Below are 21,745 nucleotides of genomic sequence, written 5' to 3'. Positions count from 1 at the left end.
ATTGCCCGGTTGAGTGGTAAAACAGGTGAAGCGGTTAAATAAAGGAGTTCTAATTGCCCGGTTGAGTGGTAAAACAAGTGAATTGGTCAAATAGAAGCGCTCTAACTGCCCGGTTGAGGGGCAAAGCAGGTGAAATGGTCAAATAGAGGATTTCTAATTGCTCCGTTGAGTGGAAAAAAAGGTGAAGCGGTAAGATAGAAAGAAGATTGCTAGGTTCAACGAAAAAACAGGTCTAAATAAAGTAAGTGTATCGCTTCGAGCTTTGACTAATAAATTGTTTCTTTAGTATTCGTCGTACAGATTTTTCCGACACAACCTCTCCGCACCAGTCAGATACACCATTAGTAGTTAACTGTTTATCAGGAAACAGTTTATTATATTCGACAACGCTTCTTAGTACAGCTGCTTCAACTGATTCCTTATTACCGCAAGATTTACAGTATATATAGGATTGACTAAATGGAAATAGAAAATATCCACATAAGGAACAAGGAATTCCTTTTGTTAACTCTTGATAACTATAATTAGGCAATCGTTCAAATGGGTTATTATCCAAATGGCATGAAATAATTTCCTCTGCATGAGCTTCGTCCTGAGCAGTAATACCAAAATTATCGCGATTTACAGTTTGTATAAACCGATTTAATTGACTTGGAAGTAACATAGAAGAATGAATGGGTGCATGAAAGAGAGTGAACTCGGGGTTTACAAATACTAGATAAGCTTCAACGGGGATGTTTATGCCTAGGTCTTTCAATAATCTTCTAAAGGCGATTTCGGTTCGCTGGAGTTGTATGAGGGGGCTTTGGATTTCCACTTTCGAAAGCGTATACCAACGATTATTTTCTAAAAAATATTCTCCTTCATAATTTTTCACTTCAAAAATGATAAACTTCCTTTTCAAGAGTAATGAGTCAATTTGAAATGTATGGCCACCACTATTTGTAAGTAATAAATCATTCATCATTAAATAATTGGAGGATGATAGTCCACTAGTTATTAGGGAATCCCACTGCAATTCTCCGGCATACCCTTTTTCCAATTTTTCAAGCCGATCAACCTCTAATAATTTCATTCGTTTATCCAAGTACCTTAAAATCAAGAGTTCTTTCGGTACCGTTCTTTGTTTTATGATCAATTGATAACCTCCTAAATGGGGGCTTGTCCAAAGCCCCCGAAATTCAATTATAAGAATGTTCTCTTCACTTTTTCCCAGAATGAATTGTCCTTTAGTTTCACCGTTTTAATTCTCTTTTCACTAAGTTGGATATCCACTCTCTCGACATGTTGTAAGCTGAGGGCTTCATTGTCCATTCCCATTGTTGGGTGATCGTTTCCATCTTGTACGACTCTTAAAGAAAGCTTTCTTTCACCGCTTAAGATAAAGGGAGATCCTAACGTACGGTAATAATTCGTATTTAAGGACGCAAGCTCACTTACTTGGATCGACGGTAGGAATGGGTCTACAACTGCTCCATTGACCGATTTGCTGTATGCTGTACTTCCTGTTGGTGTGGAAACGATCATCCCGTCTCCACGGAAGGTTTCGAAATGAAGATCATCAATAAATACTTCTAGAACGAATGTCTTAATAATAGAGGAGCGAATACTAAACTCGTTCAAACATTGGAACGACATTTGTCCATCCACCAAAACATTAATGGTTGGATAGCGTCTTACTTCAATTTGTTCATTTGTCATAGCCTCAATCATTTTATCTGTTTCATTGATATGGAAATCACAATAGACTTTTAAACTTTCACTTGTGGAAATACCAGCATATAGGCAGTCCTCACGAAAGCCAGTCTTTCTAACTGCTTGTAGGAATGTTCCATCTCCACCGACACTTACGATAATATTTGCGTCTTTGTGGTCTTTGACTACCGTAAACCCTTGTTTAGCTGCAAGCTCATAAAGTGGTGAAACCGTTTCTAACATATCCGAATCTTTTTTGTGATATAAAAAAATATTTCGACGGTTAGGCATTGTAAATTCCTCCAGACAATTTTTAAATTTACCATTATATCTTTAATTTGTTAAAATGTAGGCTATGGAATTTAGTTTACCTGTTTTTGAAACATTTTAAAAGGAGAACCGTAATAGTAGAGGAAGCGGAAAAAGGAGGATCATAGATGAATGGAAAGCGTTGGGCAGCAATAGTGATTGCTGCGGTATTATTATTTATTTCGTGGGTGACAAATGCACTCTCTTCGATGGCTTTTAGCAATATCGAGAGCTCATGGACAGAGGTGTTTTCGGCCACAGAGGAACCTTTTATCGAAGAAGTAATTGAGGAAGGAAATGCAGCAAAGAAAATTGCTGTGCTAGAAGTAAATGGAGCGATTCAAGATACGGGGGATGTAACGTCATTTTTCCAGTCACCTGGATATAATCATTCAGCTTTTATGGAGAACTTGGAACATGTAAAAGAAGATAAAGATGTGAAAGGTATTATTTTAAAGGTCAATTCACCTGGTGGCGGCGTGGTTGAAAGTGCAGAGATTCATGACAAGCTCGTAGAAATCTCTGAAGAGACAAAAAAACCAATTTATGTATCAATGGGTTCGATGGCAGCTTCAGGCGGGTATTATATTTCTGCTCCTGCCGATAAGATATACGCAAGTCCTGAAACGTTAACAGGCTCATTAGGAGTAATTATGCAAGGAGTCAATTATGCAGGATTAGCAGAAAAATACGGTGTGGAATTTGTAACGATCAAAAGTGGTGAATTTAAGGACATTATGAGTCCTTCGAGAGAGATGACGGAAGAGGAAAAAAATATCCTTCAAACGATGATTAACAACTCATACGAAGGTTTTGTGGATGTAATTGCTTCTGGCAGAGGATTGTCTGAGGAAGAAGTAAGAACGATTGCAGATGGTCGAATTTATGATGGAAGGCAAGCGAAAGAAATTGGTTTAATTGATGATTTTGGATATTTTGAAGATGTTACAGAAGCTATGAAGAAAAATGAAAAATTAGCTGGAGCACAGGTAGTTAGCTACAGTGAGAACTTTGGTTTTGGTTCAATATTCAGTATGGCAGCTAGTAAAATGGTTGGGAAAGATTTAGAGATGACTGGTCTAATGAAGCTATTGTCACAGCCTAATTCTCCAAGACTGATGTATATGTATGCGGAATAAGGAGGGTGACAATATGGATAACAATCAATTAGATAAGGAACGAATGGAATGGGAGGAACAACCAGCTCCCTCTCAAGCAGGGTATACCCTATTCTCGAATGCACGGTTCGCAGGCTTTTGGATGAGATTTTGGGCATACTTATTAGATCTTCTTGTGATTGGAAGCATCGATCGAATCCTCATCAATCCGATCTTTCGAGCCATAGGTTTAGACTTGCATAGTGGTAACTTTTTTGCTCCAATTACAATCGCTACGGCTCTCACGTTTTATGGATATTTTGTATTAATGACAAAATTCTTCGGTCAAACAATAGGAAAAATGGTTTTTGGTTTACGGGTTATTCATTTACACGGTGAAAAGCTAACGTGGAGCACGGTACTTTTTCGGGAGTGGATTGGTAGATTTATTTCCACGTTTATCTTTATTTTATATGTGCTTGTAGCGTTTCTTCCTAAAAAGCAAGGAATACATGATCTATTTGCAGAGACTACTGTTGTTCACGAACAATAATTAATAAACCTGTCAACAAATCCGTTGGCAGGTTTATTTTTTTGTATATTGTCGATAATGGTAGGCGGAAGGGTGTGAGAGTAATGAAGTGGCTACTTTTAATCCTAATCATACTATTGCTTTTATTTTTGCTTATCATTTTTTTAAAACTAAAGGTGTTTATCCACTTCTATCATGGACAAGACGATGACCATTTAAGAATTAAATTCAAAGCTTTATTTGGTCTTATTCAATACAAACTTGAAATTCCAGTCATTCAAATAGATGATGATTCACCCACAGTTGTTGTAAAAACAAAAAAAGAGCCCGGTGCAAAAGAACAAGTGAAGGATGAAGAAACCAGTAAGTTTACACCAAAAGAGATCTTGGATAGCTTTAAAGATTACGAAACTTTAATAAAGCATGTTGTGGGGTTACATAGTATAGTACGCAAGTTTCTAAAAAAAGTAACGATTACAGATATAAAATGGGACTCAGTTATAGGTGTTGGAAATGCTGCATATACGGGGATGATTACTGGGGCATGCTGGGCAGCAAAAGGGAGTCTTATTGGCGTTCTAAGTACCTATATGCGAATGAGGAATCTTCCGCAAATAACCGTTACCCCTCACTTTCAAATGCCGATATCTCAAACGACCTTTACATGTATGATTCAATTTCGTATCGGGCATGCTATGTTAGCAGGAATTAAACTGATTAAATTTTGGAAGGGTGGACGGCCTACTTTTAAAACAAAGCCGTTATCTACTTTATCTAATGAAAAATCTAAACCCATATAAGGAGGAGTTTATATGTCTGAGCATCCAATACAAGGGTTAATGACAACAGCAATGGAAAATCTAAAGGAAATGATTGATGTAAATACAATCATTGGTGATCCAGTTGAAACCCCTGATGGCAGTGTAATCTTAACTGTTTCAAAGGTTGGCTTTGGATTCGCAGCAGGTGGTAGTGAGTTTACTCTTGATAACGGTAAGGAAGAAGCTTCAAAGCACCCATTTGGTGGAGGTAGTGGTGGCGGAGTTTCTATTACTCCAATTGCCTTCCTAATTGTTAATTCCAAAGAGGTAAAAATGGTTCACCTTGATGAGAGTACACATTTATATGAAAAGATTTTGGATCTGGCTCCTCAAGCAGTGGACAAAATTCAACAAATGATGTCAAAAAATAAGGATCAAGGTAGTGACGGAAGCCAACAGCCAAATCCAAGTGATTATGAAGGTCCAAAGCATGATTTACAAATATAATAGTAACGGGTTAACTTCCTGTTAGGGAGTTAACCTTTTTCTTTGAAAGATAAGCGTAATTATTTGCAAAATTAAGTTGAACGGGCTATGATTTTTGTGTACATATTCTGGAATGGGAGGAATTTTTTTATGGCATCAATTACTTTTAAGGGGAATCCAGTTACACTATTAGGTCAAGAAGTTAAAGTGGGTGACACAGCACCTAATTTCACAGTTTTAGCTAATGATTTATCACCAGTGACATTAGCTGATAGCAATGGTAAAGTTCGTCTAATCAGTGTCGTACCATCGATTGATACAGGAGTATGTGATGCACAAACTCGTCGTTTTAACGAAGAATCAGCGAAGTTAGATAATGTGCAAATTCTAACAGTTAGCGTTGACTTACCATTCGCACAGAAGCGTTGGTGTGCATCAGCAGGGATTGATAAGGTACAAACAGTTTCTGACCATAGAGATCTTTCTTTTGGAGAAGCATATGGCGTGGCAATCCAAGAATTACGCCTTCTTGCTCGTGCGGTTTTTGTTATTGACTCTAATGACAAAGTAACTTACGTGGAGTACGTAAGTGAAGCAACAGATCATCCAAACTATGAAGCAGCAGTGGAAGCAGCGAGAGCAGCACAATAATAAATATAAGAAAGCCTCGATCACCTTCGAGGCTTTTTTACATCTCTTTAAAATTGCCTTCTTTCCCCATGCTAGATACAATAGAAGATATGAATTTTTTCAGGAGGAAGAAATATGTCACCTTCTACTTTAGAAGATTTATTTACATTGTTTAATGAGACGGCTTCTATTTTACAGGAGGAGCTAAATTGTACATACCTAGAGGCATTAGCTGAAACTGGTGAAAACCTATTTCAACAATCAGTCTTACAAGAAGAGTTAAGTGAATTAACACTTAAGAGATTAAAGAAAAGCTACGAAGCGTTTCGTCCGGATAAATATTCAGCTGAGGAATTACGTAAGGCGTATCAATTAGCTATATTAAAAGGGATGAAGGAAAGTGTACAACCGAACCATCAGATGACTCCAGATGCCGTAGGAATGTTGGTAGGTTATTTAGTGGATAAGTTTGTCCAATCGACAAACTTCCGATTGCTTGACCCAGCGGTTGGTACTGGGAACTTACTAACGACGGTGATGAATCATCAAGTGAATAAAAAGGTAACTGCGATTGGAGTAGACATAGACGATTTATTAATCCATCTTTCATTCGTGAATGCAAACCTTCAAGAACATCAAATTGAATTGTTCAATCAGGATAGTTTAGAACCGCTATTTATTGATCCTGTTGATGCAGTCGTGGCTGATTTACCAGTTGGCTATTATCCAAATGATGTTCGAGCACAAGATTATCAGTTAAAGTCATCTGAAGGGCATTCATACGCCCATCATTTGTTTATTGAGCAAAGTGTGAAACATACGAAGGCTGGCGGATATTTATTTTTTATTATCCCCAATGGTTTATTTGAAAGTGAAGAGGCGCCTAAGCTTCATGCTTTCTTAAAGGAACAGGCTCATATCCAAGGAATCCTGCAATTACCAATGACAATGTTTAAAAATAAACAAGCAGCAAAAAGCATTTTAATCCTGCAAAAACTAGGTGGGGAGATTAAGCCGCCTAAGCAGGTACTTCTTGTAAACATACCGACACTTTCCAAAGGACAAGATGTGGAGCGAATGCTTAGAAACATTGATATATGGATAAAAGAGAACAAATAATAGGGAACCGATAGCTAATAAAAAGGCTATCGGTTTTTTGCCTTATTTTCAGAATATAATTACTTTATTCTGTAACCGATACCAAAATTAGCTTGTTCTTGAAATGTATGTGAGGCAGTGATTAAATGGGGAATGGAGAGATAGAAACGAGCGTCTTAGTGCAAAATATATTTGTATTAGCGTATTGAGAGTTTCTTTAAAAAAGGAGCGGTACTTATAATATGTCAAAGGTAATTGCGATTAACGCAGGAAGTTCATCACTGAAATTTCAATTATTCGAAATGCCGAATGAAGATGTTATCACAAAAGGGTTAATTGAACGTATTGGTCTTAAGGATTCTATTTTCACGATTTCTGTAAATGGTGAAAAGGTTGAAGAGGTTACAGATATTCCTGATCATGCTGTTGCAGTTAAAATGCTTTTAAATAAGCTAACTGAATCTGGAATTATTAAGTCACTTGATGAGATAAATGGTATTGGTCACCGTGTCGTTCATGGTGGGGAAGAATTCAATGACTCAGTTTTAATAACAGATGAAGTGTTAAGTAAGATTGAAGATTTGTCAGAGCTAGCACCTCTTCATAATCCAGCTAATATTACTGGAATTCGTGCTTTCCAACAGGTACTTCCAAATGTGCCGGCCGTTGCTGTATTTGATACAGCCTTCCATCAAACAATGCCAGAAAGCTCTTTCTTATACAGCTTGCCTTACGAGTACTATAAAGAATATGGCATTCGTAAATATGGTTTCCACGGTACGTCACATAAGTATGTGTCAGAGCGTGCAGCAGAACTATTAGGTCGTCCACTTGAACAGCTTCGCTTAATCTCTTGTCACTTAGGTAACGGTGCAAGTATTGCAGCGATTGAAGGTGGTAAGTCTATTGATACATCTATGGGCTTCACTCCACTTGCTGGTGTAACAATGGGAACTCGTTCAGGAAATATTGACCCGGCGTTAATTCCTTTCATTATGGAAAAAACAGGAAACAGTGCTGATGAAGTATTAGATATCCTTAATAAAAAGAGTGGAATGTTAGGAGTATCTGGATTCTCAAGTGACCTTCGTGATATCGAGTTGGAAGCTGAGAAAGGGAATGAACGTGCGGAATTAGCGTTAGAAGTATTCGGTAACCGAATCCACAAGTATATTGGTTCTTATGCATCTCGCATGTATGGTGTTGATGCAATCATCTTTACAGCAGGTATTGGTGAGAACAGCCAGGCAATTCGTGCACGTGTACTTCAGGGCTTAGAGTTTATGGGTGTATATTGGGATCCAGCTCTAAACAAGACACGTGGAGAAGAAGCGTTTATTAACTATCCGCATTCTCCAGTAAAAGTAATCGTCATTCCTACGAATGAAGAAGTTATGATTGCACGTGATGTTGTAAAATTAGCTCAATAATATTTTTATACACAGGCAAATGCTGATTAGGCATTTGCCTGTTGCTTTTTTCTCCAAAAACAATGAGTATGCTATACTTAAGCTAGTTAAGAAGGAGGGAAGGCAATGGCTTTAACAAGTCGTGAAAAACAAGTGATGGCCTCGATTAAAGAATGGGAAGAGAGTCTTTACAGCTATTCTCCTAATGATCTTGAAGTAACGTATGATAAATACGTAGAGCGAGTTTTTTCCCTATTACCAGAAGAAACACAGAAGCAGTTTTACATAGCCTTAGATAGCTGGTTATTCCATTTACATGCATTAATTCAAGGAAGCCAACTTCAGTTCGATGCAAAAGAGCGAATCCTATCAGCTGGAAGGGTATTCGACCAAAGTATTACACAAATTGAGGATTTGAAACATTTAAGCATCGATCAACTCCAGTACATTGCTGAACAACAAATTTCGAGACATAGACTTTATTCCTTTGCTCAAGGAGGAATGTCTGGAACTGGTGGGGCTCTTTTATTGGGTGTGGATCTTCCTGCAGTTACAGTCATAAATCTTAGAGTGATTCAACTAATTGCTATGACCTATGGTTACGAAGTTAATACTCCATTTGAAATGATGAATTCATTGAAAGTATTTCATGCTGCAACCCTTCCTGTCCGGATGCAGGTGTATAGCTGGGAGGAATTAAAGCAGGATATCGGGAAACATAGAGAATACTTTTATGAGGGAAAAGAAGAACTTACAGATATTACATGGATGGAACAACCTCTGAAGCAGATCTTTAAATCGATTGCGATTCTTTTCTTTAAAAATAAGACCCTTCAAGGAATTCCTCTCCTATCCATGGCCATTGGGGCAGGGAGCAATTATCAATTAACACGGAAAGTTACGGATTTTGCTCACTCCTATTATCAATTGCGTTATCTAGGAGAAAAGGAGAATACCTACGATGAGTAAAGATGAGCACAAGCAAACTGCACCACGCTCTGTAACATGTAAAGTAATTACCGTGAGTGATACAAGAACAGTGGAAACCGATAAAAGTGGTCAGCTCATGATATCCTTATTGAAGGAAAATGGTCATGTGATTGGAGATTACGTGATTGTTAAAGATTCACGAGAGGAAATTACAAGGGAAGTTCTTCGGGGCTGTATCGATGACAGGGTCGATATCATATTAACAAATGGCGGTACTGGTATTGCGAAACGTGATGTAACGATTGAAACGGTTCAAGCGCTTTTTGAAAAAGAAATAAGTGGGTTTGGGGAATTGTTTCGAATGCTTAGCTATACAGAGGACATCGGCTCTGCTGCTATTTTATCTCGAGCGATTGCTGGTGTTATTCAAAATAAAGCGATCTTTTCTACTCCAGGTTCAACAGGGGCAGTAGGGCTTGCGATGAATAAATTAATCTTGCCAGAGCTCGGCCATATAGTGAGAGAACTAAAAAAAGATTTGTGAAAAAGTGAGACGTTAGTTCTCACTTTTTTTGGTTAAATGAAGGGTAGTTTGGGAAGAGTAATAAATCAATCACTTCTTACAGTAGAAGGTGGGTAGATGAGAAATTTATTCTTTTTCGTTATTATTGCCTTTCTTATTGCATCACCTGCTGAGCAAGTGATCGCAATAGAAGAGCCAGTTCCTCCGTCAATCGATCTACGTATTCTGGAGACGACAGATCTACATAGTTATATGATGGATTATGATTATCGAAACAATCAAGAAACAGTGGAATTCGGATTTGCGAGGACGGCAAGTTTGATTAAAGAAGCAAGAAAGGAAGCAAAAAATGTGCTTCTATTTGATAATGGTGATTTAATTCAAGGAAGTGCATTAGCTGAGCTTGCTTCTAAAACGTATCAATTTGACCAAAGCTTTATCCATCCAGCATTTAAGGCATTAAATCGTCTCCGATATGACGGGGCAACACTTGGAAATCATGAGTTTAATTTCGGATTAAACTTCTTGCAAACGAGCTTACGGGGAGCTGATTTTCCATATGTGAATGCTAATATTTATGTGGAAGACCATAATTTACACTCATTTGATGATATCAACTATTTTAATCCGTACCTCATATTAGATAAAAGGTTTAAAGATACAATGGGGGTTGAGCAAAATATCAAGGTCGGTGTACTTGGGTTAATTACTCCTATTGCAGCAAAGTGGGATGAGGAGCATTTTAAGGGGAAAATAAAAATAAAAAGCATGGTGTCATCAGCTAAGCATTTCATACCGATTATGAAGGGGAAAGGTGCTGATATCATTATTGTTCTAGCCCATGCTGGTCTGGCTGCTGATGAGGGTGTAGTAAACAAAAGTGAGAATAGTGTAATGGCATTATCAGAAGTGGAAGGAATTGATGCCATTCTATATGGTCATAGCCACTCTCTATTTCCTAACGATGATTATTTTTTACAGCAACAATTTATCAATATTGAAAAAGGCACCATCCATAATACTCCATTAGTTCAAGCTGGATATTGGGGGAATCATTTAGGGATTATTGATTTGTCAATCAGGAAGGTAAATGATGTGTGGAAGGTAGTAGACTCTCGATCTGAGGTGAGATCGATTTATAAAAAATCAGGAAAAGAAAAGGTGCCTCTAGTCCAGCCTGATGAGGAAATTATTGATGCATTGAGAAACGATCATTCAAACACGCTAGAATATATAATAAATAATAAAGAATAAAAGAGCCTTCAGGCGTCTGAAGGTTCTTTTTAATGGTGAGCTTTCCCACCGATATCCTGGTTTGTTCGATACCATAGCCATAAATCATTAATTATGGAAGCGAGTTCAGCGATTTCGGTATTTAATTGGCATGATTTCTGAAAATCACTTTCATCTGATAAAGAGGCTTGCTTCTTATTAATATGTTCTTCTAGTTCTGCTATTCGATCAGGAATATGTCCCCTTATTTTCTCCCACTCCAACAGAATGCTTTGCTGTGTATGAAAGGTATAATCCTCCCAGTTTTTATGCAAAGTAGGGAGCTTGATTCCTAATCTCTCATTTAATTCAAAGTGTTTTTCCATTGAGAGCTCCTCCGTTTCATCTAATAATCATTCTACTACAGTCCATTCATGCCTTCCAGAAGGAAGCTCTATAAATATTTTAATAAATTTTTATACATTTTTAAGAATAAGTATTGAAAATAAGAAGAAAACTTGTTACATTTGTATACATATTATTAAAGTATAAAAATATAAATCATTTGAATATTTATTCGATATTAGGAGGATTACCATGTCAGTTCAAAAAGTTGTTCTTGCTTATTCAGGAGGATTAGATACATCAGTAGCAGTAAAGTGGCTTCAAGATCAAGGGTACGCAGTAGTTGCGTGTTGTTTGGATGTAGGAGAAGGTAAAGATTTAGATTTTATTAAAGAGAAAGCATTGCAGGTGGGTGCGGTATCATCGTACGTAATTGATGCAAAAGAAGAATTCGCGCATGAATATGCATTAATTGCACTGCAAGCACAAGCGATGTACGAAGATAAGTATCCTCTTGTATCAGCACTATCTCGTCCACTAATCGCGAAAAAATTAGTTGAAGTTGCTGAGCAAGAAGGAGCAGTTGCGGTAGCGCATGGTTGTACAGGAAAAGGAAACGACCAAGTTCGTTTTGAAGTATCCATTTCTGCGTTAAACCCTGATTTAAAGGTTCTTGCTCCAGTACGTGAGTGGAGCTGGTCTCGTGAAGAAGAAATTGAGTATGCAAAGAACAACGGAATTCCAATTCCGATTAACTTAGATAGCCCATATTCAATTGACCAAAATCTTTGGGGTAGAGCAGCTGAATGTGGTGTATTAGAAGATCCTTGGGCAGCACCACCTGAAGGTGCATACGATATTACATTGCCACTTGAGCAAACACCAGATCAAGCGGATGTCGTTGAAATTGAGTTTGTTAGTGGAGTTCCTGTTAGCCTAAACGGAAAAAGCTACCCACTTTCTGAACTTATATTAGAATTAAATGGATTGGCTGGTAAGCATGGTGTTGGTCGTATCGACCATGTAGAAAACAGACTTGTGGGTATTAAATCACGTGAAGTGTATGAGTGCCCAGGAGCAATGACATTATTAAAAGCACACAAAGAGCTTGAAGACTTAACACTTGTGAAGGAAGTAGCTCATTTTAAGCCTATTATTAGCAAAAAGATTGCTGAAGTGATTTATGATGGACTATGGTTCTCTCCACTAACTACTGCTTTAAAAGCATTCCTTAAGGAAACGCAAAAGCATGTAACAGGTACCGTTCGTGTGAAGCTATTTAAAGGTCATGCGATTGTTGAAGGAAGAAAGTCAGAGTACTCCTTGTATGATGAAAAATTAGCAACGTATACAGCAGAAGATCAGTTTGATCATCAATCTGCGGTTGGTTTTATTCAGCTATGGGGTCTGCCAACTAAGGTACAATCTCAAGTGCAACAAAAGAAGGTGACTGTGTGAAAAAGCTTTGGGGAGGACGCTTTACTAAAACAGCAGAGGAATGGGTAGACGAATTTGGAGCCTCCATTTCCTTTGATAAAGAGCTAGTCTTAGAAGATATTCAAGGTAGTTTAGCACATGTAAGTATGCTCTCTTCGTGCGGTATTATATCGCACGAGGAAGCAGCTCAAATCACAGATGGGCTAAAGGTTTTACAAGAAAAGGCAATCAATGATGAGCTTGAATTCTCCGTAGAATTAGAGGATATTCACTTGAATCTTGAGAGTCAGCTTATCCAATTAATTGGTCCTGTTGGTGGAAAGCTCCACACAGGAAGAAGTAGAAATGACCAAGTGGCAACAGATATGCATTTGTACTTACGAAGAGAAACTTTGCATGTTGTTGAACTGATTGAAGGACTGCAGCAAAGTCTGTTAGTACAGGCTGAAGAGCATGTGGAAACGGTCATGCCAGGCTATACACACTTACAAAGAGCGCAGCCTATCTCATTTGCTCATCATTTGCTTGCCTATTTTTGGATGCTTGAGCGTGACAAAGAGAGATTCCAAGAAAGTCTTAAGAGAATTAATAAATCTCCACTAGGTGCAGGTGCTTTAGCCGGAACTACATTTCCTATTGACCGTGAACTTACAGCTAGCCTACTAGAGTTTTCTAGTATTTATGAGAATAGTTTAGATGCTGTTAGTGATCGAGATTTTATATTGGAATTTATGTCTGGAAGCTCAATCTTGATGATGCATTTATCAAGACTTGCTGAGGAGTTTATTTTATGGTCAAGTCAAGAGTTTCGCTTTATTGAGCTTGATGATAGCTTTACGACTGGATCTAGCATTATGCCGCAAAAGAAAAATCCTGATATGGCTGAGTTAATCCGTGGGAAGACAGGAAGAGTATATGGCAATCTTTTTGGTTTGTTAACGGTTTTAAAGGGTCTGCCGCTTGCTTACAACAAGGATATGCAGGAAGATAAAGAAGGCATGTTCGATACGGTAAAGACCATTACTGGCTCATTGAAGATTTTTGCTGGAATGGTTGAAACCATGAAAGTGAATGCGGACGAAATGGAAGTTGCTACAAAGCAGGACTTCTCTAATGCTACAGAGCTTGCTGATTATTTATCAGGGAAAGGAATTCCGTTCCGTGAAGCTCATGAAATCGTAGGAAAGCTAGTGCTTACATGCGTTCAAAGTCAATGTTATTTGGCTGACTTACCACTCGAACAATATAAGGAAGCAAATCCATTATTCGAAAATGATATATATGAGGTGTTAAACCCAGTCACTGCAGTAAAACGTAGAAACTCAGCAGGTGGAACAGGGTTTGCTCAGGTCGAAGAGGCCATCGTTAAAGCAAAATCAAAGATAAAGCAAGAAAAGCACGCTAATGACTAATAGCGTGCTTTTCTGCGTTATTTATTCTTTTTCTGTACGTACAACCAAAACATCACAGCGTGCATAACGGGTAATATGTTCGGAAACGCTTCCGATTAAAAATCGTTCTACCGCATTCAATCCTGTTGCTCCACAGATAATTAAATCCACTTCATGCTTTTTAGCTAAGTCTTTAGGAATTTTCACCTTTGGAGAACCATAATCGATCTCGTAGGTTACATGTTGAACGCCTGCATTCAATGCCTGCTCTTTGTAGCTTTCCATAAGCTCCGTAGCAAACTTGTCTGCTCGTTCCGCAATCGTACGGTCATATGCTTCAACGGTTGCAAAAGTTCGAGTGTCGATGATGTGAGCTAATAAAATAGTTGCATTGTTCCGTTTGGCCACTTCGATTGATTTCTTAAAAGCCCACTCTGCTTCTTTAGAACCGTCCACAGCAACTAATATTTTCTTATACGTAAGACTCATGTTCATCTCCTCCTTTACTTTTATTATACAATACCCAATTCATGTATATCTGTAGCAAATTTTCGAAAAATAATATAGGCGGGAAAATACACTTTAAAGGAGCTCATAATCAATGAAAAAGGAAGAGATTAAAGGGCAATCGCATTATATTTACGACCAGCAAGGCGAGAGCAGCGTTAGTGCACAAATTATGGATGCCTATAATAGTGGTGTCATTGATCAGCCTAACGGTCAGTTTGACAATGAAAAGTATGATAGCATGATTGGGAATGAGTCGGAGTAGTAATGAAAAAAGGAAGCCCTTTGGCTTCCTTTTTTAATCAAAACTATTGCTTTAGTTCTTGTAGTCTTTCTTTTAACAATTGTCCGGCTGTTTTTAAATCTTCTTTCATTTTATCTATCACTTGGCTCCATTTTGAGCTCTCTTCTTTAATTACTTGCTCAATCTTTTCAGCTTTTTCCTTAATCGCTTCTTGAGTTTCTTCCGCATCTTGTTCGCCTTGCATTCTAGCATTAACAGACTTCACGGTAAAGGAGGTTTGATCCGTATATGGAATGGCCGTCTCCATAATCTTCTTAAAAATTGGAACGACTGTTTCTGAACTTGAACCGGATAAATAATGGTCTTGGTCGGTCTGATCATAACCAATCCAGATGGCACCCACTAGGTCAGGAGTATACCCGACAAACCATTGATCCTTTGTTCCATCAACGCCTGAAAAGCTTAGCTGGGTGGAACCTGTTTTCCCAGCAATAGGTGAGCCATTAATCTGTGCAGCGGTACCTGTTCCTGATTCCACAACATTTAAAAGCATGGAGGTCATTTCATTCGCGACTTTTTTGGTTGTCACTTGTACGACCTTTTTTTTATGTTCGGCGATAATATTCCCTGTTGGACCTTCTATTTTTGTTATAAGATGATCATCAGCGCGTTTTCCCTTATTGGCAAAGGCGGAATAAGCGGCCGCTAATCGGAGTGGAGAGGTACCTTCGTTCATTCCTCCGAGTGCAATTGCCAAATGTTCATCCTCTTCTTGGAGAGGAATGCCAAATTTATTTAACGATTCTATTCCTTTTTTTAATCCAATTTGATCTAAAAGCCAAACGGCTGGGAGATTCAGAGATTCCTGTATCGCAACATACATAGGGACTTCACCTGCATATGTTTTATTATAGTTTTCGGGTTGGTAGTCACCAAATGCTTGCTGCTTATCTTCTAACACGGAGGATAAGGTGTATCCTTCTTCTAGTGCAGGGGTATAAACAGCTAATGGCTTTAATGTCGATCCTGGCTGTGCCTTTAAATGGGTCGCCCGATTAAATCCACGGAAAACGGATTCTCCACGTCCTCCAACTAGGGCTCTTACCCCACCAGTCGAGGGATCTAGAAGTACAGAACCACTTTGAACAATCGCATCGTTCTTGCCTCTTGGAAAATTGTTGTTATTTGAATAGATGGTTTCAAGAGATGATTGAAGGTTTTGATCCATTTCCGTATAAATTTTGTACCCTCTAGTTAAGATTTCTTCCTGTGTTAAACCATATTTTGATATCGCTTCGTCAAGAACCGCATCCGTATAGGAAGGATATTTTCGATCTAGAAAGCTGTCGCCACCTTCTTCAAGAACAATCTTTTCTCCTATGGCTTCTTTATACTCCTGCTCTGTGATAAATGTATTTTCCTTCATTTCTGCGAGTACAACATCTCTGCGTTCAATAGAAGCATCGTAATTTTGAAATGGATTACGTGCAGAAGGTGCCTGAAGAAGTCCGGCAAGCAATGCGGCTTCGCTAATAGTTAATTCACTAGCACTTTTATTAAAATACTTGGCAGCTGCTTGATCAATCCCCCATGCCCCATGTCCAAAGTATACTTGATTCATATACATCTGAAGGATTTCATCTTTTTCGTATTTTTTTTCGATTTCAAGGGCTAGGAATAATTCTTCAATTTTTCTTTTATACGTTCTCTCAGGGGAGAGTAGGGCATTTTTGGTTAATTGCTGGGTTAATGTACTACCGCCTCCCGTAATACGACCAGCCAGTAAATTTTTAAAGAATGCTCTAGTAATACCTTTCAGGTCAAATCCATTATGCTTATAGAAACGGTGATCCTCTATAGCAACAACTGCGTTGCCAACATAATCAGGGAGATCTGAAATCTCCACGCCTTTGTTACGATTAGTGCTAATCTCTGTAGCCACGTCTCCGTCCTTGTCGTAAATAACTGTTGATTGTTTTAACCCTTCCTTTAAGGTTTGTACATTTGCTTGGCTTGCGATGAAAGCAAAATAAAGAATAGCAAATAATACAAAAACTAGAAGAAGTAATAATAAAAATTGAGTAATATGTGTGTTTCTCCAAAACCGAATGATTGCATTACGAAATATTTCGAATCGTTCCATTGATTACCTATCCTTTAAAAATGAAATTATGACCATTATAACAGGAAATTATGTCAAAGGATGACAGAAATCTCTTTATTCCTATAATAAAAAAGTGGTATATTTATTATCGGCTTCATGATCACTGATTACATATTTTGGAGGGTAAGGCATGCGTATTGGAGTTCCTAAAGAAATAAAGAACAACGAAAATCGAGTCGCTATGACTCCTGCTGGTGTTATTAATTTAGTGAAGTTTGGGCATGTAGTACATATTGAAACAGGGGCTGGTCTTGGATCAGGTTTTAGTGACGCTGATTATGTGGATGCTGGTGCTATCATTGTTGAAAGCGCTTTAGAAACGTGGTCGATGGATATGGTAATGAAAGTTAAAGAACCACTTCGAGAGGAATATCAGTATTTCCGAGAAGGATTGATTTTATTTACATATTTACATTTAGCTCCAGAGCCAGAATTAACAAAGGCATTAATCGAAAACAAAGTAGTTGGAATTGCCTATGAAACGGTCCAACTTTCCAATGGAAGCCTTCCGCTATTAACTCCAATGAGTGAAGTAGCTGGACGAATGGCTACACAGATTGGTGCTCAATTCCTAGAGAAGGTACATGGCGGGAAAGGAATTCTTCTTGCTGGTGTGCCAGGTGTGAATAGAGGAAAAGTAACCATCATTGGTGGTGGAGTTGCAGGAACAAATGCAGCAAAAATGGCGATTGGGCTAGGTGCAAGTGTCACGATTATCGATCTTAGTCCTGATAGACTTCGTCAGCTTGATGATATTTTCGGCAGTGATGTGACGACTCTTATGTCTAACCACTACAATATCGCTGAAGAAGTAAAAAGCTCCGACTTAGTCATTGGTGCTGTGTTAATACCAGGAGCGAAAGCGCCTAAGCTTGTGACAGAAGAAATGATTCAGTCGATGTCACCAGGCTCGGTTGTAGTTGATATTGCCATTGACCAAGGTGGTATTTTTGAAACGACTGACCGTATTACCACACATGATAAGCCAACATACGAAAAGCATGGCGTTGTGCATTATGCTGTAGCAAACATGCCAGGCGCAGTACCACGTACTTCAACGATGGCTTTAACAAATGTAACGGTACCTTATGCACTTCAAATTGCAAACAAGGGCTATAAAAAAGCTTGTCTTGAAAATGAAGCATTATTAAAAGGAATCAATACCCTTGAAGGGTATGTTACATACGAAGCTGTGGCGGAAGCTCATGGATTAGAATATGCAGCTTCTCGTGAACTATTAGAAAAATAGAATACAAGAAAAGCTCCTTGAAAAATATTCAAGGAGCTTTTCTTTATCTTATTATTTGTAATTCTTTTGGAAACTTTGTTAATATCTCAACCCCATTGGAGGTAACAAGAACGTCATCTTCAATTCTGACACCCGCTACTCCAGGAACGTAGATTCCTGGTTCAATCGTAAAGACCATGCCTTCTTCAAGCAGAAGCGAATTCGTTTCAGTGAGAGATGGATATTCATGAACACTTATTCCTAGCCCGTGACCGAGTCGGTGAGGAAAATATTCACCGTAACCGGCGTTTGAAATAATATTTCTTGCAGTAAGGTCGACCGATTGACAAGTGACACCAGGCTTACTAGCTTCGATAGCTGCGGCTTGAGCTTTTAATACGGTATCATAAATGTCTTTTTGCTTGTCACTAATATCACCTAGAGCAACGGTACGAGTAATATCTGAGCAGTATCCGTCAACAATGACTCCTAAATCAAAAAGAACAAGATCGCCTTTTTTCATTTTAGTCAATCCAGGGTTTCCATGAGGAGAAGCTCCATTTTCCCCCGTCAAAACCATGGTAGAAAAAGACATCTCTGAAACACCTTTTTTCTTTAATTCATATTCAATGGCTGCTAATACTTCAAGTTCTGTTTTCCCTTCCGCAATTTCAGAACAACCTACTTCAATTGCGTAATCAGCTAGGGCACATGCCTCGCGAATCGCAGCAATTTCACTTTCGCTTTTTACCATCCGTAATTTGCGGAGCTTTTCCTCTGCAGGAAGAAAGGTGGCTTGTGGAAATAGGGAACGAATAAGCTCGTAGCGCTCCACATTCATATGTTCTTTTTCAATTGCAATTTTTTCTACAGAATTCGTTCGATCGTTACAAAGCTTATGTATCAATGTCCATGGATTTTCAATATCCGTATATCCGATAATATCATAGCCCCAGCCTGCCTTCTTCGCATCTTCCTTCTCCATAGAAGGACAAACAAGGAATGGGTCTCCACTTTGGAAAATACCTACACCTAGTAGTCTTTCATGGGGATCGCTTAAAAATCCACTTACATAAAACACACTGTCAGGGTTAGTTAAAAAGCAAAAGTCAATTTGTTCTTGTTTAAGCCATTCAGCTATTGTGTTCAGTTTACTAGTCACAATTATTCCCCCTTTACTATAAATTTAGAGTAACAACATTACTTTTGAAAGTAAACTTATATTGATAGTACAATATGGGTATAAGGAAATTGAAAAGTCAAAAGGAGTGTGGAGAAATGAAGATTAGCTTTCATGGACATTCAGTTATTTTAGTTGAGGCAAACGGAACGAGAATTCTTTTTGATCCTTTTATTAATGGAAACCCAGCAACCGATTTAAAAGTAGGGGAAGTAAAAGCAGATGTGATAATTGTAACTCATGGACATAATGATCATCTTGGGGATACCGTTGAACTGGCGAAAAAGAATAATGCGCTAGTAATCGGAACAGCAGAAATGGCAGATTATTTAAGTTCAAAAGGGGTAAGAACACACGGATTGCATATCGGAGGAGGATTTAATTTCGAGTTTGGTAGAGTAAAGCTAACCCAGGCATTTCACGGGTCAGGGTACATAAACGAGAAAAATGAAATCGTTTACCTTGGCATGCCTGCCGGTGTCCTTCTAACGATTGACGGAAAGACAATTTACCATGCTGGGGATACAGGACTATTTTCAGATATGAAACTAATTGGAGACCGAAATCAAATTGATGTAGCTTTCCTGCCGATCGGGGACAATTTTACAATGGGACCTGACGATGCTGCTTATGCGGCAGAACTTCTCCAAGCGAAGAAGGTTGTACCCATTCACTTTGATACCTTCCCATTGCTTAAGCAAGATCCACAAGCATTTGTTAACATGCTTCCAACAGGAGTTGGAGTTGTGCTTGAAGTAGGTCAGTCAATAGAATTATAGAAAAAGTAGTCGGTGAATCGTCATAGGCGAATTCATCGACTACTTTTTATTTTTTTGCATACATTTTTACTAATTGGACAAGAAAGGAGATCTAACTATGAAAAAAAATCGATATTTATTTTGTTTGCTATCATGTGGTGTGATGCTCTATTACGGAGTACCACAATTATCAGCGTATAACACAGGCTCGTCAGGTGTGTTCTCCATGGCATGGTTACTATTAGCCATCTTCGTAATCGCTGGAAATTTGTCGGCCATCATGTATACGCCTAAGAAGAAAGCCAGTACTCATGCCCAATTATCAAAAAAACAGGTTCGAAAAAAAGTGCGAGCCTACTAATTACCCATCTGCAAAGAGAAATCAAATTGTAATCAAGCCCCTTCACGCTTTATAATAAAAGGATAAATACCAAACTAATAGAAAATACAGAATTTATAAAGGGTGAAGGTCTTGGCTACAAAACATGAACAAATTCTTCAATATATTGATGAACTACCGATAGGTGAAAAAATTTCAGTAAGGCAAATTGCCAAGGCGCTTAATGTGAGTGAAGGAACAGCGTATCGTGCCATAAAGGATGCAGAGAATAAAGGTTATGTGAGTACCATTGAACGTGTCGGAACGATTCGAATTGAAAGAAAGAAAAAAGAGAATATTGAAAAACTGACATTTGCTGAAGTAGTAAATATTGTTGATGGACAAGTTCTCGGTGGACGTGCGGGTTTACATAAAACGTTAAATAAGTTTGTCATTGGTGCGATGAAGCTTGAACAAATGATGCGTTACACAGGTGCAGGCAATCTACTCATTGTAGGGAACCGGACAAAAGCTCATGAGTATGCGTTGAATGCTGGAGCTGCCGTGCTCATCACTGGTGGATTTGATACGGAGGATGAAGTGAAAAGGTTGGCCGATGATCTCCAGTTGCCAATTATTTCAACTAGCTATGATACCTTCACGGTTGCTGCAATGATTAATCGTGCAATTTACGATCAGTTAATAAAGAAAGAAATTGTACTTGTTGAAGATATTTTAACTTCGATTAACGAGACAATCTATTTAAAAACAACGGATACGATTGAAGATTGGCATGAAAAAAATCGTGAAACAAAGCATAGTCGTTTTCCAGTAGTCGACCACCAAATGAAGGTGCAAGGGATGGTTACTTCAAAGGACGTTATGGGAATTGCAGATACTACAAGCATTGAAAAAATCATGACAAAAAATCCGATGACTGTTACTGGAAAAACGAGTGTTGCCTCCTGTGCCCACTCGATGGTATGGGAAGGAATCGAGGTCCTTCCAGTTGTTGACGACAATAATCGCCTAGAGGGAATCATTAGCAGACAGGATGTACTAAAGGCTCTACAAATGATTCAACGACAGCCTCAAGTCGGAGAAACGATTGATGACATCGTTACAAATCAGCTTGTAGTCACGAAAGGAAAAACAAAGAACGAGGACGTTCTCCGCTGTGAAGTAAGTCCTCAAATGACAAACTCGATTGGGACGATTTCTTATGGTGTGTTCACTACTATTGTGACAGAGGCAGCTAATGGTGTTCTAAGAGGATATAAAAAAGGTGATCTAGTCGTTGAAAATATGACGATATATTTTCTAAAACCAGTTCAAATGGATAGTGTATTAGAAATTTATCCGAAAGTGCTAGAGGTTGGACGTAAATTCGGGAAGGTCGATGTGGAAGTATATAACGAAAATGTATTAGTTGGTAAGGCGATGATGATGTGTCAGCTGATTGATCGACACTAGGAAAAAGGAGTTGTTCT

At 38.4% G+C, this 21,745-nt stretch carries 23 protein-coding genes; 17 read left to right on the top strand and 6 right to left on the bottom strand.

What is annotated here, in order from left to right:
• Positions 1–232 precede the first annotated feature (232 nt).
• Positions 233–1,138, bottom strand: a complete 906-nt coding sequence (locus ACGLXV_RS02570) for a nuclease-related domain-containing protein (protein WP_391557358.1) — start codon at positions 1,136–1,138, stop codon at positions 233–235.
• Between the two features lie 47 nt (positions 1,139–1,185).
• Positions 1,186–1,986, bottom strand: coding sequence for an NAD kinase (locus ACGLXV_RS02565; RefSeq protein ID WP_391557357.1), 801 nt, complete (start codon positions 1,984–1,986; stop codon positions 1,186–1,188).
• A 146-nt stretch (positions 1,987–2,132) separates the two neighbouring features.
• Between ACGLXV_RS02565 and sppA the strand changes: the two genes are divergently transcribed.
• From sppA to ACGLXV_RS02515, 10 genes are all read left to right on the top strand, one after another.
• Entirely contained in the window at positions 2,133–3,143 is a 1,011-nt protein-coding gene (gene sppA / locus ACGLXV_RS02560; protein WP_391557356.1) for a signal peptide peptidase SppA, read from the top strand.
• Positions 3,144–3,186: 43 nt separating this feature from the next.
• Complete coding sequence (locus ACGLXV_RS02555; RefSeq protein WP_391557373.1) at positions 3,187–3,654, top strand: RDD family protein; 468 nt, start codon at positions 3,187–3,189, stop codon at positions 3,652–3,654.
• Positions 3,655–3,737: 83 nt separating this feature from the next.
• The gene (locus tag ACGLXV_RS02550) at positions 3,738–4,433 is read left to right on the top strand and encodes a DUF2953 domain-containing protein (RefSeq protein ID WP_391557355.1); all 696 of its coding nucleotides are present in this window, start codon (positions 3,738–3,740) and stop codon (positions 4,431–4,433) included.
• A 12-nt stretch (positions 4,434–4,445) separates the two neighbouring features.
• Positions 4,446–4,901: a GerW family sporulation protein gene (gene ytfJ, locus ACGLXV_RS02545; protein WP_119709393.1), complete on the top strand. Its 456-nt coding sequence runs from the start codon at positions 4,446–4,448 to the stop codon at positions 4,899–4,901.
• A 129-nt stretch (positions 4,902–5,030) separates the two neighbouring features.
• Complete coding sequence (tpx, locus tag ACGLXV_RS02540; RefSeq protein ID WP_391557354.1) at positions 5,031–5,531, top strand: thiol peroxidase; 501 nt, start codon at positions 5,031–5,033, stop codon at positions 5,529–5,531.
• A 114-nt stretch (positions 5,532–5,645) separates the two neighbouring features.
• Positions 5,646–6,629, top strand: a complete 984-nt coding sequence (locus ACGLXV_RS02535) for a class I SAM-dependent methyltransferase (RefSeq protein ID WP_119709391.1) — start codon at positions 5,646–5,648, stop codon at positions 6,627–6,629.
• Between the two features lie 221 nt (positions 6,630–6,850).
• Entirely contained in the window at positions 6,851–8,038 is a 1,188-nt protein-coding gene (locus tag ACGLXV_RS02530; protein WP_391557353.1) for an acetate kinase, read from the top strand.
• A gap of 105 nt (positions 8,039–8,143) precedes the next feature.
• The gene (locus ACGLXV_RS02525; protein ID WP_119709389.1) at positions 8,144–8,986 is read left to right on the top strand and encodes an EcsC family protein; all 843 of its coding nucleotides are present in this window, start codon (positions 8,144–8,146) and stop codon (positions 8,984–8,986) included.
• Positions 8,979–9,491, top strand: a complete 513-nt coding sequence (locus ACGLXV_RS02520; protein ID WP_391557352.1) for a MogA/MoaB family molybdenum cofactor biosynthesis protein — start codon at positions 8,979–8,981, stop codon at positions 9,489–9,491. Before ACGLXV_RS02525 ends, ACGLXV_RS02520 begins: the two co-directional genes overlap by 8 nt.
• A 96-nt stretch (positions 9,492–9,587) precedes the next feature.
• The gene (locus tag ACGLXV_RS02515; RefSeq protein ID WP_391557351.1) at positions 9,588–10,724 is read left to right on the top strand and encodes a metallophosphoesterase; all 1,137 of its coding nucleotides are present in this window, start codon (positions 9,588–9,590) and stop codon (positions 10,722–10,724) included.
• Positions 10,725–10,753: 29 nt separating this feature from the next.
• On the opposite strand, the gene ACGLXV_RS02510 is transcribed toward ACGLXV_RS02515, so the two are convergent.
• Positions 10,754–11,068: a hypothetical protein gene (locus tag ACGLXV_RS02510; protein WP_119709386.1), complete on the bottom strand. Its 315-nt coding sequence runs from the start codon at positions 11,066–11,068 to the stop codon at positions 10,754–10,756.
• A gap of 211 nt (positions 11,069–11,279) precedes the next feature.
• On the opposite strand from ACGLXV_RS02510, the gene ACGLXV_RS02505 reads away from it, so the two are divergent.
• Positions 11,280–12,485: an argininosuccinate synthase gene (locus tag ACGLXV_RS02505; protein WP_391557350.1), complete on the top strand. Its 1,206-nt coding sequence runs from the start codon at positions 11,280–11,282 to the stop codon at positions 12,483–12,485.
• Complete coding sequence (gene argH, locus ACGLXV_RS02500; protein ID WP_391557349.1) at positions 12,482–13,876, top strand: argininosuccinate lyase; 1,395 nt, start codon at positions 12,482–12,484, stop codon at positions 13,874–13,876. Before ACGLXV_RS02505 ends, argH begins: the two co-directional genes overlap by 4 nt.
• A gap of 21 nt (positions 13,877–13,897) precedes the next feature.
• Here the strand turns inward: argH and ACGLXV_RS02495 are convergent, their stop codons facing one another.
• Complete coding sequence (locus tag ACGLXV_RS02495) at positions 13,898–14,344, bottom strand: universal stress protein (protein ID WP_119709383.1); 447 nt, start codon at positions 14,342–14,344, stop codon at positions 13,898–13,900.
• Between the two features lie 112 nt (positions 14,345–14,456).
• On the opposite strand from ACGLXV_RS02495, the gene ACGLXV_RS02490 reads away from it, so the two are divergent.
• Entirely contained in the window at positions 14,457–14,627 is a 171-nt protein-coding gene (locus ACGLXV_RS02490) for a hypothetical protein (RefSeq protein ID WP_162927794.1), read from the top strand.
• 43 nt (positions 14,628–14,670) lie between these two features.
• Here the strand turns inward: ACGLXV_RS02490 and ACGLXV_RS02485 are convergent, their stop codons facing one another.
• Positions 14,671–16,749, bottom strand: a complete 2,079-nt coding sequence (locus ACGLXV_RS02485) for a transglycosylase domain-containing protein (RefSeq protein WP_391557348.1) — start codon at positions 16,747–16,749, stop codon at positions 14,671–14,673.
• 151 nt (positions 16,750–16,900) lie between these two features.
• Here ACGLXV_RS02485 and ald point away from each other — a divergent pair, with 151 nt between their 5' ends.
• Positions 16,901–18,019 (top strand): alanine dehydrogenase, encoded by a 1,119-nt coding sequence (ald, locus tag ACGLXV_RS02480; RefSeq protein WP_391557347.1) that lies wholly within the window; start codon positions 16,901–16,903, stop codon positions 18,017–18,019.
• A 43-nt stretch (positions 18,020–18,062) separates the two neighbouring features.
• Here ald and ACGLXV_RS02475 read toward each other — a convergent pair whose 3' ends face one another.
• On the bottom strand, positions 18,063–19,160 hold the full coding sequence (locus tag ACGLXV_RS02475; RefSeq protein ID WP_391557346.1) for a M24 family metallopeptidase: 1,098 nt from the start codon (positions 19,158–19,160) through the stop codon (positions 18,063–18,065).
• A gap of 116 nt (positions 19,161–19,276) precedes the next feature.
• Here ACGLXV_RS02475 and ACGLXV_RS02470 point away from each other — a divergent pair, with 116 nt between their 5' ends.
• The 3 genes from ACGLXV_RS02470 to ACGLXV_RS02460 all read left to right on the top strand — a co-directional run bounded on the left by ACGLXV_RS02470 (position 19,277) and on the right by ACGLXV_RS02460 (position 21,728).
• Positions 19,277–19,957: a metal-dependent hydrolase gene (locus ACGLXV_RS02470; protein ID WP_119709379.1), complete on the top strand. Its 681-nt coding sequence runs from the start codon at positions 19,277–19,279 to the stop codon at positions 19,955–19,957.
• Between the two features lie 97 nt (positions 19,958–20,054).
• On the top strand, positions 20,055–20,297 hold the full coding sequence (locus tag ACGLXV_RS02465; protein ID WP_391557345.1) for a hypothetical protein: 243 nt from the start codon (positions 20,055–20,057) through the stop codon (positions 20,295–20,297).
• Positions 20,298–20,408: 111 nt separating this feature from the next.
• The gene (locus tag ACGLXV_RS02460) at positions 20,409–21,728 is read left to right on the top strand and encodes a CBS domain-containing protein (protein WP_119709377.1); all 1,320 of its coding nucleotides are present in this window, start codon (positions 20,409–20,411) and stop codon (positions 21,726–21,728) included.
• The last annotated feature ends 17 nt before the right edge of the window (positions 21,729–21,745 follow it).

It is taken from the genome of Robertmurraya sp. (assembly GCF_036676585.1).
In the GTDB taxonomy this organism is placed as follows: Bacteria; Bacillota; Bacilli; order Bacillales; family Cytobacillaceae; genus Robertmurraya_A.
The sequence above is the reverse complement of the archived record's forward strand: the minus strand, read 5'-3'. Positions and strand labels throughout refer to the sequence as shown.